Origin of the sequence: Bradyrhizobium sp. STM 3561, from assembly GCF_045571455.1 — a bacterium.
GTDB classification, from domain to species: Bacteria; Pseudomonadota; Alphaproteobacteria; order Rhizobiales; family Xanthobacteraceae; genus Bradyrhizobium; species Bradyrhizobium vignae.
Window position 1 is genome coordinate 3,885,728 of sequence record NZ_CP120695.1, and the last position, 12,093, is coordinate 3,897,820.

The 12,093-nt window shown below is 64.7% G+C and carries 15 protein-coding genes and 1 pseudogene; 8 read left to right on the forward strand and 8 right to left on the reverse strand.

Translation table 11 applies throughout. The features are described 5' to 3' along the window. Positions 1–44: 44 nt before the first annotated feature. Positions 45–281: pseudogene (locus tag P6U28_RS18510) on the reverse strand (methyl-accepting chemotaxis protein); the annotation flags it as partial. A 171-nt stretch (positions 282–452) separates the two neighbouring features. Between P6U28_RS18510 and P6U28_RS18515 the strand changes: the two are divergent. Then, a complete protein-coding gene (locus P6U28_RS18515) occupies positions 453–653 on the forward strand; it encodes a hypothetical protein (RefSeq protein WP_164937122.1) in 201 nt (66 codons plus the stop codon). 3 nt (positions 654–656) lie between these two features. On the opposite strand, the gene P6U28_RS18520 is transcribed toward P6U28_RS18515, so the two are convergent. Then, positions 657–821 carry a hypothetical protein gene (locus P6U28_RS18520; protein WP_164937123.1) on the reverse strand — a complete coding sequence of 55 codons (165 nt, stop codon included), beginning with the start codon at positions 819–821 and terminating at the stop codon, positions 657–659. 101 nt (positions 822–922) lie between these two features. Between P6U28_RS18520 and P6U28_RS18525 the strand changes: the two genes are divergently transcribed. Next, positions 923–1,297: a hypothetical protein gene (locus P6U28_RS18525; protein WP_407122942.1), complete on the forward strand. Its 375-nt coding sequence runs from the start codon at positions 923–925 to the stop codon at positions 1,295–1,297. A 301-nt stretch (positions 1,298–1,598) separates the two neighbouring features. Beyond that, entirely contained in the window at positions 1,599–1,853 is a 255-nt protein-coding gene (locus P6U28_RS18530; RefSeq protein ID WP_122402645.1) for a hypothetical protein, read from the forward strand. 36 nt (positions 1,854–1,889) lie between these two features. Here the strand turns inward: P6U28_RS18530 and P6U28_RS18535 are convergent, their stop codons facing one another. The 4 genes from P6U28_RS18535 to P6U28_RS18550 form a co-directional block, all read right to left on the reverse strand. Next, complete coding sequence (locus tag P6U28_RS18535; RefSeq protein ID WP_129145217.1) at positions 1,890–2,132, reverse strand: DUF6719 family protein; 243 nt, start codon at positions 2,130–2,132, stop codon at positions 1,890–1,892. Between the two features lie 247 nt (positions 2,133–2,379). Further along, positions 2,380–3,084 (reverse strand): outer membrane protein, encoded by a 705-nt coding sequence (locus tag P6U28_RS18540; RefSeq protein WP_164937124.1) that lies wholly within the window; start codon positions 3,082–3,084, stop codon positions 2,380–2,382. 260 nt (positions 3,085–3,344) lie between these two features. Continuing rightward, entirely contained in the window at positions 3,345–3,740 is a 396-nt protein-coding gene (locus tag P6U28_RS18545; RefSeq protein ID WP_122406592.1) for a hypothetical protein, read from the reverse strand. A 231-nt stretch (positions 3,741–3,971) separates the two neighbouring features. Beyond that, on the reverse strand, positions 3,972–4,328 hold the full coding sequence (locus P6U28_RS18550) for a His-rich protein BRANT (protein ID WP_122402642.1): 357 nt from the start codon (positions 4,326–4,328) through the stop codon (positions 3,972–3,974). A gap of 296 nt (positions 4,329–4,624) precedes the next feature. On the opposite strand from P6U28_RS18550, the gene P6U28_RS18555 reads away from it, so the two are divergent. Beyond that, positions 4,625–5,167, forward strand: coding sequence for a lipopolysaccharide assembly protein LapB (locus tag P6U28_RS18555; RefSeq protein WP_122402641.1), 543 nt, complete (start codon positions 4,625–4,627; stop codon positions 5,165–5,167). Positions 5,168–5,278: 111 nt separating this feature from the next. Beyond that, the gene (locus P6U28_RS18560) at positions 5,279–6,664 is read left to right on the forward strand and encodes a serine hydrolase (protein ID WP_129145220.1); all 1,386 of its coding nucleotides are present in this window, start codon (positions 5,279–5,281) and stop codon (positions 6,662–6,664) included. Here the strand turns inward: P6U28_RS18560 and P6U28_RS18565 are convergent. After that, complete coding sequence (locus P6U28_RS18565) at positions 6,654–8,225, reverse strand: S10 family peptidase (RefSeq protein ID WP_129145221.1); 1,572 nt, start codon at positions 8,223–8,225, stop codon at positions 6,654–6,656. The two genes, P6U28_RS18560 and P6U28_RS18565, sit on opposite strands and share 11 nt — an antisense overlap. A gap of 256 nt (positions 8,226–8,481) precedes the next feature. Here P6U28_RS18565 and P6U28_RS18570 point away from each other — a divergent pair, with 256 nt between their 5' ends. The 3 genes from P6U28_RS18570 (at position 8,482) to P6U28_RS18580 (ending at position 10,700) form a co-directional block, all read left to right on the forward strand. After that, a complete protein-coding gene (locus P6U28_RS18570) occupies positions 8,482–9,261 on the forward strand; it encodes an NAD kinase (RefSeq protein ID WP_122402638.1) in 780 nt (259 codons plus the stop codon). A gap of 285 nt (positions 9,262–9,546) precedes the next feature. Next, positions 9,547–10,092, forward strand: coding sequence for a response regulator (locus P6U28_RS18575; RefSeq protein WP_011088265.1), 546 nt, complete (start codon positions 9,547–9,549; stop codon positions 10,090–10,092). A 29-nt stretch (positions 10,093–10,121) separates the two neighbouring features. Then, complete coding sequence (locus P6U28_RS18580; RefSeq protein ID WP_209295897.1) at positions 10,122–10,700, forward strand: Hpt domain-containing protein; 579 nt, start codon at positions 10,122–10,124, stop codon at positions 10,698–10,700. Between the two features lie 112 nt (positions 10,701–10,812). Here the strand turns inward: P6U28_RS18580 and P6U28_RS18585 are convergent, their stop codons facing one another. Continuing rightward, entirely contained in the window at positions 10,813–11,988 is a 1,176-nt protein-coding gene (locus tag P6U28_RS18585) for a DUF2336 domain-containing protein (protein WP_129145224.1), read from the reverse strand. Positions 11,989–12,093: the final 105 nt, after the last annotated feature.

Below are 12,093 nucleotides of genomic sequence, written 5' to 3' on the forward strand. Positions count from 1 at the left end.
AGCGAACCCCATCGCCGCTTGCGGCGACGCGAGCGTACTGCCGCGCCCCAAAGGTTGTTGATCAGCTCGACGACGTCGCCGATGCGGGTGGCGGCGACCGAGAGCTCGCTGACGCGCTCGGTCGTGGTGCGCGCCTGGGTGACGGCTTCGCCCGCCATCCGCGCCGATGCCTGCACCTGGCGGCTGATCTCGTTCACCAAGGAGGACAGCTCCTCCGTCGCGGTCGCAACCGACTGGACGTTGCCGGTGGCTTCACCCGAAGCCGCGACGATGACGGAGGTCGGCATGTCGCGGCGGCGCTGCTCGGCGGCCTGCTTCTCCGTTTCGATCTGCGCGGCCTCGAGACGGCCTCGGTTGCCTCGGTGAGGACCGCGTCTGTTTTCGCCCGGCCCGGAACTGGCTCCGCCACCAGCCGTTATTGGCCCATGCGGATCCGGGAAGAAAACCGAAACATGATTCTACTAGCGACGGTGACGCTGTGCTGCAGCGCCTTGGCTGGCACATTGGCGCTGTTCGAGCCGGTGCTGGGACCGGCGCCTGAAAAGCGTGTCGCCGAGGGAGCCGTGATCGACATTACCCGGACATCGATTCAGGCCCCAGTTCGAGTGGTCGGCGCGCCGTTCGAGCCCAACGTCAATCCGCGCGAACGGTAGCGCTCACCGCGGCGAGACCTTCGCGCCCTCCTCGGGCGGGCCGTGGGCACGTGCCAATTCTTCCACGAACGCGATCACCTCCGCCCGCTTGTCGGGCGGCAGCGACAGGAACGCGCGGATGAGCCTCAGCCCCTCCATTTCGTCCGACCGTTCTTCTGCAGCGACCATTCGGTCAATGTCTGACGACCGGGAAAATTATGCAATCCCTTTGCGAACCTCCTTGATTCGATGCAGCCGCTTTGCTGGAATAAGCGTGGCTGAGGTGGATCATGAAATGGATCAGCGAGCGCGACGCACTGATCGCGCAGACACTGGCCTTCGTCCAATCGGTGACCGGCAGGAAGGATGACACCCTTCAGCCGGAGAACCCTGCGGTTGGCTCGACCGCCGCGGTGGAGATCGTCGCCGTGGAGGCGGTCGCCCGCGAGTTCGAACCGCCGCCAGCCCCCCCTCCGTCCCGACCCGCACCTGTCCCGCTGCCGCGGGCAAACGGTGATTTCCGCACCGAGATGCAGGCCCGCATCGCCAATTTCCGCAAGCATCAGGAGCGCTTCGAGCGCGAGCGTGAGGAATATTATGCGGCGACGCTGACCAAACTGCGTGCCGCCATCCGCGACCCCGGCGGCCCCCCGCCCAAAAAATAAGGTCGCCCCGTCAGGGACCTACAGCCAGGACCAGACCACCCAGAGATTGGTCGCGCAGGCGCCGAACAGCGCTAGCGTGAGGGGCAGGAGCATGTGCCCACAGGATGTCTTCAGGTCGCTCGTCATGGCGGAAAACATCCGCTGATTCCGGCCAACGAGTCCCAGGGATTCTTTTTTCCGGGATTCAGGACTCGTTAAGGACTCAGGGACGGCGGTAACCGATCACGGCGCCGTGATCGAACCGCGGGCCGGAACCCCTTACCGGGCAAGCTCGTTAACTGGGTTTGTTGGAGCGGGAAGAATGCCCTACGCCCTGTTCTGCAACGACGCCCAGATCAGCAAGGCCTATCCGAGCGAGTCCGACGTCTGGAAGCTCGCGCAACGGAGCGGTCTCGTCGTGGACGTGATGGCGGACGACGAGCGGCCGGGACCGCGCCGGGTGCTCGACAACGACTACGAGATCGCGCCTTGCCAGGCAGCTCAGGGCGAGGACCCCGCCAAGAACAAGGCTGAGGCCGACCAGGAGTCGCGGATGGAGTTCGAGCTGAACTCCTGAGCTCCGGCACGAAACCGGATCGCAGCTCAGGGCGTGTCAGGGCGTGGCGGCCGCAAGCGAGGCCTGCTCGCCTGGCATGGCGACGCAGGCCTTGCGGCGATGCAGCCCACGGATGGAGCCGGTAACCTTCAACACCTGGCCCGACGGACAGGAAGCGTTCTTGACGAAGGCGACCTCATAAGGTGCCAGCATCAGAGGCTCGGATTTGAGGATTGTCTGTGCAGAGCACGGCAGGCCGAAGAAGCACGAGAGCACCACTGCCGACATCAAGATACGCATGTCCGTCGTCCCACCAGCCCGGTAAATCTCATATAACGCGTTCCGGAGCGCGAGTTCCGTAAATCGCAAAGATTATTTTTGCTTTACGTCGGCTCCGTGACGCGCGTGAGAAGGCGCGTCAGCATCGTTTGCAAGCAAATGACGCGCCAGATGGTTTACGCAAGGAAGCAAGCCGCCGGAAGACCGGCAAACGAAAGGCCGGCGGAGCCGGCCTTTGTCGGGTTTTGGATCGTCGCTGGGCCGCTCACTAGCGGGAGCCGGCCGGGCCGCCCCAGCCGAAGCGATAGTTCACACCGACCTTGACGGCATGGTCGTCCTCCCGGCCACGAACGCCGACGATGTCGGCCGGACCAGAGGTGAAGGTGGTGCTGCCGAAATTGTAATACTGGTACTCGGCCTTGGCCGACCAGTTCGGCGCGAACATGTATTCGAGGCCGGCGCCGACGGTATAGCCGTCCTTGCTGTTGCCGGTGGTGGTGAAGGCCTGCGGCACCCCGGCGATGTTCACGCCAAGGCCATTATTGCGCCAGGCGTAACCGCCCTTGGCGTAAAGCAGCGTCGGTCCCCAGGTGTAGCCGATGCGACCGGTCACCGACCCGATCTGGTCGGTGTTGGACGTGACCTGCGTGCCCAGCGGGAAGGTGACACCGTTGTTGTTGGTCGGCAGCCAGGAATATTGAGCCTCGACGCCTACCACCCAGTTGGGCGCGAACTGGTAGTCGAAGCCGCCCTGCACGCCGCCCATGAAGCGGGCGTCGCTCGACTGGAAGCTGCTGTCGCCGGCAAACGCGCCGCCGACATGGCCGCCGATGTAGAAACCGGTCCAGTTGTAGATGACCTGCGGCGGCGTATAGGCCGGAGCCTTGGTATAGGTGCGCGGCTGCATGTCCGCGGCGGCCGCCGGTGCGGCCAGCGCCAGCAGAGCTGCTGCACCGAGCAAAATCGACTTCATGATCATCCCCGTTCTTTCATCTACGACACTCGGGAAACAACGTGGCGTGAATTGGGTTGCTTCGCGGCGATGCCGGAACGTTGATCGTTCGTTACTGTGACGGCTTTGCAACGAGAGTATTTTGTTCCACCACGTCGACTGCGCAAGGCCGCCGCAACGATTTGTCGCAAGACAAACCACCCCGTTCAAAGCTCGCCGAAACGTGATCCAGCGGCTCGGCCGCTTCTGTCTAACACCAGACGATGAAGGCGGGCTTTGCGCTACCGCGTCATCTTTTCCAGTTCCGGAAAGGGAGCGTAAACCGCACCAGTGCAGAGATCGCTGGTCCGGTCGACCACGCGATCCGCTCGGCCGTTGACGAAGATCACGGCACGCTCACGCATGGCCTTGTAGCTGCCATCGCTCTCGCGCGGGGTGAAGTGCAGGCAGCTCACATAGAACTGCCGGCCGCCGACCTCGCGTTGCACCGGCTCGGCCATGCTGGCATCGCGCACGCCGACCGGATTGTTGAGATACGCTTTCATCAAAGCCACCGTGTCGCTGCGGAAATTGTCGGGAAACGGCTGCGGCCCGCCCGCCTGTGTCCCATCCAGCAGGGTTGGACGGTCACCGTCATTGCCGAAACATGCCGCAAGCACCAGCGGCAACGCCAGGATCACCGCACATCTCGCCAATCGCCCCACCGGCCCCGCTCTCCGCTCGATCAGATTCGGAGACGTTCTAGCCCCAAGCCTGCGCGAAGGGAATTCGCTTGCAGCGGAGCAAACAGCGCACCGGCCCGCTGCCGGCACCTCGGGCTTTCGCGCAAGGTGTGGCGAACGGACCGGGCCTGACGTCCGCGCGCGGCAGCGGGCAATGCCAGGGATGCCGCCGCGCGGGATCAGTCGTCAGTTGCGCTTGTCCGACGTTGCCGGCTTGGTCACGTCCGGCTGCGCCTTCTGCGACGCCTTGGCCGAGACCTGCTTGTGGTGATGGCGATGCTTGCGCACGGTCTTGTGCTCGTCGGTGGTGACCGCGGCATTGGCGTTCATCGCCTTCGACTTGGTATCCACCTTGGCATCGGCCTTTGCATCGGGCGCCTTGACGCCGGTGTCCGGTTTCGCAGCGGTGGTCGCCGCCTTGGTCTGGCCCTGATCCGCCTTGATCACCGGGGCTGTCGTAGTGGTCTTGCCGGCTTCAGCTGCGAAGGCAGGGGCTGCGATCACGGAAGCTGCGAGCAAGGCTGCAGAAATCGTCTTCAACATGGTGGTCTCCTCTTGCAAGGATCTTGAGGCGGCGCCCTCTCGTCACCCCTTCGATCGTGGGTCGGAGCCTAGGCGTGGCGCGCTGAACCCAGTCTGAAGCCCCTTGCAGGCTTCCGTTCATCTCGATGACAAGTTTGTCATCCGCGGCTGGGCGAACAGCGCGACTTGGGTAATAGAACTTGGCGAATAGAACTTGGCGAATAGATCGTGCGAAGCGGGAATGTTTCCGCCCGATGGGTGTTCCGGTCTTTGGGCAATCGTGTAGGATCGCCACGTTCCATACGGGAGACTTTTAGATGCGCAAACTCTCAACGCTTGTTGTGCCGGGCTTGGTCGCCATGACGTTGGCGGCTGCGCCGGTGCTGTCCAGCGCCTACGCCGCTGGCAGCGACGAGCCGTCCTCACCGCCGAAATCGGACTCCTCGTCCAAGAAGGGCAAGAAGAAGAGCTCTTCCGTTAGCGATCCCAAATTCCTGGCTGCCTATCGCACCGCCTACGCCGCGGTCTACGACAAGCACGATTACACGGGCGCGATCGACCAGCTGAAGTCGCTGGGGCGCGACGACGTCGCCGACGTCGCCAACCTGATCGGCTATTCCTATCGCAAGCTCGGCGACTACCAGTCGTCGAAGGTCTATTACGAGCTGGCGCTGAAGGACGATCCGAACCACGTGCGCACCTGGCAGTATTACGGCCTCTGGCAGCTCGAGCAGGGCAACCGCGAACAGGCGCAGTATCATCTGAACAAGATCGCCTCGCTCGCCGGCACCGACAGCTCTGAATATCGCTCGCTTGCCGCAGCGCTCGACAAGCCGACCGGCGCGACGCTGGTCTACTGAGACCAATCGCATCTTCTGACGAAGCGGACGGGCACAACCTCAGGGTTGTGCCCGTTCTGCATTTTCGGCTAGCCTCGCGCACCCAATCCTCCCTCGCAAATTGGTTTCGCAATGGACACGTGGCTGCGATCCGCGATCGACTACATCGGCTCCTGGATCGAATTCCAACTGACGACAATCCAGCAGCCGGGCGTCATCGTGGCCTTCGCCCATCGCGGCGAGGTCGTCGCCGAGCATGCATTCGGCCTCGCCAATCTCGACACCGGCGAGAAGCTCACGCCGCGCCACCGCTTCCGCATCGCCTCCCATTCCAAGAGCTTCACCTCGGCCGGCATCATGAAGCTGCGCGAGCAGCGCAAGATCCGGCTCGACGACATGGTCGGCCAATATGTCGGCGGCCTGCATCCGCGCGTCGCCGAGACGACGATCGCGCAAGTGCTCTCGCACAGCGCGGGGCTGACGCGCGACGGCGCCGATTCCGGCCAGTTCATCGACAGCCGCCCCTATCTCGATGCCAACGAGCTGCTCGCGGAATTGAAGCAGGCCACCGCAATCGAGCCCGGCACCCGCTTCAAATATTCCAATCACGGCTTTGGGCTGATCGGCCTCGTGATCGAGGCCGTGACCAAGGAGCCCTACCCGGTCTGGATCAAGCGCGAGATCATCGAACCCGCGGGCTTACGCGAAACCGAGCCAAATACGCCGCTTGCCAAGGGCACGCCGTTCGCGTGCGGTCATACGCGCAAAGTGCCGCTGGGCGAGCGGGGCGTGATCCCCGGCGACAATCCCGCACATGCGATGGCATCCGCCGCAGGCTTCGTCGCCACCGCCGCCGACACCGCCCGCTTCTTCGCGCAGCTGGCACCCAATGCGAGGAAGAGCGTGCTGTCGGTCGCGAGCCGCCGCGAGATGACGCGACACCATTGGCGCATCCCGCAGAGCTTCGAGGCCTACTATGGCTTGGGCGTCAATGCCGGCAAAACCGACGGCTGGGACTGGTTCGGCCATGGCGGCGGTTTCCAGGGCTACATCTCCCGGACCTGCGCCATTCCCGCCTGCGAGCTTTCGATCAGCATCCTCAGCAACTCCATCGACGGCGCGGCCCCGTTCTGGATGGATGGCGCGATGCAGATCCTGCGTGTCTTCCAGACCCGCGGCGCGCCCGACCGGCGCGTGCGCGACTGGACCGGCCGATGGTGGACGATCTGGGGCGCGACCGATCTCGTGCCCGCGGGCAACCGCGTGCTCGTCGCCAATCCGCAGTTCAACAATCCGTTCATGGATGCCGCCGAGATCGAAGTCACCGGCCGCGACAAGGGCAAGCTCGCCTGGGCTGCCGGCTATTCCAGCCATGGCGAGCCGGTGCGCCGGATCCGTGACAAGCGCGGCAAGATCAGCGACATCTGGATCGCTGGCGCGAATGTGAAGCCGGAAAACGCCGTGGCACGCGAGATCGCGCGCCGGTATCCGCCGCGCAAGCGAAGGCCTACTCCCTGATCAGCGTCTCGACCTCGCTACGGAACGCCTGCCGCGATCCGTCGCGCGAATAGAACATGTGGCCGCCGGGATAGACGACGAACTTCACGCGCTGCGTCACGAAGGCCGGCAGCTGATCGAGCACTCGCTTCGTTCCGAAATAGGGCGTGGCGAGGTCGAACAGGCCGTGCGCGACCAGCACGTTCAGCTTCGCATCGGTGGCGAGGATCTGGCGCAGCTCGGAGACCGATTGCGGCGGGTTGATGCCGCGGCCGAAATCCCAGTGGCCTTCCACGGTGCCGTTCAGGACTTCATAGGAGCCGTCCGGCCGCCAGTTGAGCTTGCGCGTCAGGACGTCGACGGCCGCACTCGTCAGCGGCGCCTGTAGCGCGTCGCCCGAGGGATCGCCGAAGCGCGAGCTGCCGGAATCCGGATAGGGATCGAAGCCGCGGACCGAGCCGTCGTAGCGCCCCGTCACCTTGCCGTTCTTGCGGTCGAGCTCGCGGCGAAATTCACCGACGTCGAAGCGCCCGGCGAGCCTGCGGCTGACCGCCTGGTCGATCCCGGTGAGCTCGGCGACCCTGTCGGCGAGACGATTGGTTGCCTCCTTGTCCGCCTCGCCCTTGACGAGATCGGTCAGGAATTCGCCGCGCGCGTAAGCCTCGACGTCGGCGAGGTCGGCGCGCTTGACCGGTCCCTTGGCTTCGCGCGCCACTGCGACATAGCTCGGCAGCGTCGCCACATATTGCAGGAGGCTCGTGCCGGTGAACTCGCGGAAATCCAAGAGCGGCGACACCATGATCAGTCCCCTGACGCCGATACCGTGCTGAAGCTGCAGCTGGCGCACGACCTTCGGCCCGCGAATGCCGCCATAGCTCTCGCCCGCGACGTATTTCGGCGAGGTCAGCCGGTCGTGCTTTTCGAGCCAGCGCCGGATCACGAGCGCGATCGAATTGACGTCGCCGTCGACGGAGTAGAAGGATTTGCGCGCGTCCTCGCCGCTCGCGACGAAGCGGCTGTAGCCGGTGCTGACGGGATCGATGAAGACGAGATCGGTGAAGTCGAGCCAGGTTTCCGCGTTCGGTTTCACTTCGGGCGAGGCCGAGGGCGACAGGGCCTCGCCATCGAGCGGCAGCCGCCACGGACCGGCCGTGCCGAACTGGAGCCACGCCGAGGACGCGCCGGGCCCGCCATTGAACAGGAACGTCACCGGGCGCGTCGCGCGGTCGGCACCGTCGAGCTCATAGGAGGTGACGGCGATGTCGGCCAGCGGCTCGCCCTTGCCATCGAACACGCGGATCGAACCGGCGGTCGCGGCGAAATTGAGGGTCCGGCCGGGCAGATCGAGCGTCTGCTTCGTGGTCGAATCCGGCGGCAGACGGTGTAGCTCGGCGGTCGATGACGATGTCTGCGATGCGCTCTGCGCGCCGCCACCGCGCCCGCCCTTCTGTTGTCCGGCCGGCGATGCCGTATCGGAGCGCGGCTGCGGCGGATCATCCGCGTGCGCAAAGTCCGCGAGCGCGAAAGCCGCGACCGCCAGCACCAGACTCGCGTGACGGAGCACCGGCAAGTTCGTGACCATGATCGTTCTCCCTGCCCGGCCCTGACAGCCGGTGAGAACGGAAAGCTTAGCGCGGAATTGCGACGGTTTGGGGGATCATTGGTCTGGAGGGGCCTGAAGAAGCCGGCCAGGTTCAAATCGCCCGGTTCTGTGCTTAAATCCGGTTGCACAGTCCCTGTTAGGTTTGGCGGGCGGTCATCCTCGACAATGGATGCTTAGGTCGTATAGACGAGCCCGGCGGAACTTTTCTCCAGCAAGGCGGCCCTGCCGAGAAGCCATGACCAAGCCCTCGCGATACGACCGGATCGCCTTCGTCGCCAGCCCGAGTAACGAGGCGCAGGTCGCCTTCGGCCAGCTCACCAGGGACTATGGCAATTGCGACCCCAAGGAGGCCGACGTCGTCGTCGCACTCGGCGGCGATGGCTTGATGCTCCAGACGCTGCACCAGCACATGCACACGGGGAAGCCGATCTACGGCATGCACCGCGGCACCGTCGGCTTCCTGATGAACGAGTATTCGACGCACGATCTGCGCGCGCGGCTCGAGGCGGCCCATGAATCCGAGATCAATCCGCTGCTGATGCGCGCGACCGATGTCAATGACCACGTCCATCTGCACCACGCCATCAACGAGGTCGCCCTGTTCCGGCAGACCTACCAGGCGGCGCGGCTGCGTATCCTGATCGACGAGCGCGAGCGCATGTCCGAGCTGATTGCGGATGGCATCATGGTGGCGACGCCGGCCGGCTCGACCGCCTACAATCTCTCCGCCCAGGGACCGATCCTGCCGATCAACGCCGCGTTGCTGGCGCTGACACCCATCAGCGCCTTCCGCCCGCGCCGCTGGCGCGGTGCGCTGCTGCCCAACACGGCCTATGTCGTGATCGAGGTGCTGGAGGGCGACAAGCGGCCCGTGGCAGCCGTCGCCGACCACGACGAGGTGCGCGACGTCCGCCGCGTCGAGGTGCTGTCCGACAGGACGATCGCGATGCGGATGCTGTTCGACCCCGGCCACAGCCTGGAAGAGCGCATCCTGCGCGAGCAGTTCGGCTATTGAGCCCGACAGCGCGTCATTGCTCGCAAGGCTGAATCGCGTCCAGGCCGCTCGCCATGGCGGGATCACTGAGCAGGCCGAAATCCCTGACGACGGGGTGAAGCTCTTCGTCTCCGACGTCATCAGGTAGATCGTGACGGGCAGCGTGGCCTGCGGCGCCGCATTGGTGCGACCTGCTCGACCATCGAGGCGCGCAACGCCTCGAAACGCGTGGCATCCTCTGGCAACCCTTCGTTAACCGCCAGCGCGATATGGTTAACGAAAGTTGACCGCTTTGGCCCAGGCGTCATGTTCCGCATCGATTTCAACAAGCTGCGCTTCCTCGTCTGCGACGACAATCCGCACATGCGCCGCATCCTGCGGACGCTGCTGCATTCCTTCGGCGCGCGCGAGGTCTATGAAGCCGAGGACGGCGCCACGGCGCTCGAAATGTACAGTCATTACGTGCCCGACATCGTCATCACCGATTGGGCAATGCCGATCTTCGACGGGCTCGAGCTCGCGCAGATGATCCGGCAGCCGGAATCCAAGGGCAACCCTTACGCGCCGATCATCATGCTGACGGGCCATTCCGAGAAGCGCCGCGTCACGGTCGCGCGCGATGCCGGTGTCACCGAATTCCTGGCCAAGCCGATCTCGGCCAAGGGACTCTATCAACGCATCCTCAACGTGGTCGCCAATCCCCGCCCCTTCATCAAGACCAAGACCTATTTCGGTCCGGACCGGCGCCGCAACACCAACTCCGCCTATATGGGTCCCGAGCGCCGCGTCGGCGAAAAGCACGAGGTGCTGCAGCAGCCCTCACTGCTCGACAAGGCCCGCTCCACCATCTAGCGCAACGTCCTTCAGACGAGGCAGGTATCATGGCGAAGAACAGCGCAAAGGACATCGAGGTCAAGGCCTTCGCCACGCATCAAATCATCACGCAGCCCAACCCGCTGCGCAAGGTCCTGCGCCGCGTCGAAGCAAAGGACATGGACGATCCGGTCGGCCGCGCCGAGCAGGCGCTCGCAAGCCTGGCCGGTGAGTTCAAGGACTGGATGGCGATCGAGGTCGAGAGACTGTCGGCCGCCTGGACTGCCGTGCAGAAGCATGGCTTCACCAAGGAACTGCGCGACGAGCTGTTTCACGCCGCACACGACATCAAGGGCGATGCGGCGACTTTCGGCTTTCCTTCGGCAGCGGGAATCGCCGAGAGCCTGTGCCGCGTCATCGAGCACGCGCCTGATCTGGAAAAGGTGCCGGCCGAGCTGTTCACGCACCACATCAACGCCATTCTCGCCATCGTGCACGAGAACACCAGGCTCGACAGGATCAGCGTCTCCGCCGAGCTCAGCCGCCGCCTGCGCAAGGTCGCCGACGACTATCTCACCCAGGTCAACCGCGACCGCCCCGAGCATCTCGAGGTGATCCTGGCCCCGACCATCGCGCCGGTGGATTGAAGCCTCTCTCCCCTCGTCATTGCGAGCGCAGCGAAGCAAATCCGGACTGTCCCCGCGGCGGGATTCTGGATTTGCTTCGCTGCGCTCGCAATGACGGAGTTTGCGGATCCGGCTACGCTGCAATCAGATCGTCGTATACCGGATCGATCGAATCATCCGCGACCAGCTCGTCGCAGAACAGCCGCGCCTCTTCGCGCGCGGATTCGGTGGCGAAGCGGCGCAGCAGGACCATCAGCGGCTCGGTGGCGCCCCGATCGGTCTCGCAATGGGTGAGCACGCGCTCGACCATGCGCCGGCGCAGCCGCACCGCGCCGTCGTCGCTATCGACGAAGCCCTGCTCGTGGCAGGCATCGAGCGCGATCTGGAATGCCGCAAACGTCGCCTCGGGAAGGCCGGCGCGGCGCAGCAGCGCGTGCAGGCTGTTGCCACCGCGGTCGTGCAGCAGCGCGGTGACGCGTGCCAGCGGTAGGTCGGCAAGCTCGGCGAGAGCCGCATCGAACAAATCGAGATTGCTCGACAGCAGTGCGCGCAGGATCAGCCCCGCGGTCAGCTGGCCAGTGATGCGCAAATGCCGGACCAGGTCTTGCATGTCCTCGCCGCGCGAGCGCGCCGCGATGTTCATGGTGGAGCGGTCGCGTGCCTCGATCGTGATGCGGTCCGCGCGGTCGGCGCTCAGCCAGTTCCGCGCCACGACGAATTGCGCCAGCGTCTCCGAGAGCTTTGCCACCAGCGCGGCACGCGTTGCGGCCGGAAGATCCTCCAGCACCAGCATCGCCTCGCGGATTGCTGCGAGATGGCCGTGACGCTCGACGATGCGGTGCCAGGAGAACGGAGCCAGCTCCGCGTGGGGATTTTCGATCAGCTCCAGTGCGGCAGCCGCGCAGCCGACTTCGGCGATCGCGGCGCAGACCGATACCGGCAATGCGATGCGGCGGGCCACCGCACATTGTACCTCCTCGTTGCCGGTCGCGACGATATCGACGAGATCGGCGTCGATCAGCAGCGGAGAATGTTCGAGCACGGGCAGCGCAACGCTCGGCTGATCTGCCGACAAGGCCCGCACGATTGCGGCGGGCGCATCAAGGCTGCGGGCAAAGGCCTGGGCCATCGCCTGCCGCACCAGCGGCGAGGGATCGTCGAGCAGCATCAGAAGCGCGCCTTCGGCGGCGATGCGGTCGTCTGCAGAAAGGTCCGAGATCAGCCAGGCCCGCGCCAACGCCCGCGTTGCCTCGGCCCGCTCGCCGGCGGGCGCCGTCCTGATCCAATGAATGAACTGCCGAACAATCATGCTGCTTCCGGCTTACACAACAAACGAAAATGGTGACGGCTCGTCACTTGCAACACAAAATAAACCACGACGCTTAACAAAGCGTTCACCATAACTGGCTGGTTT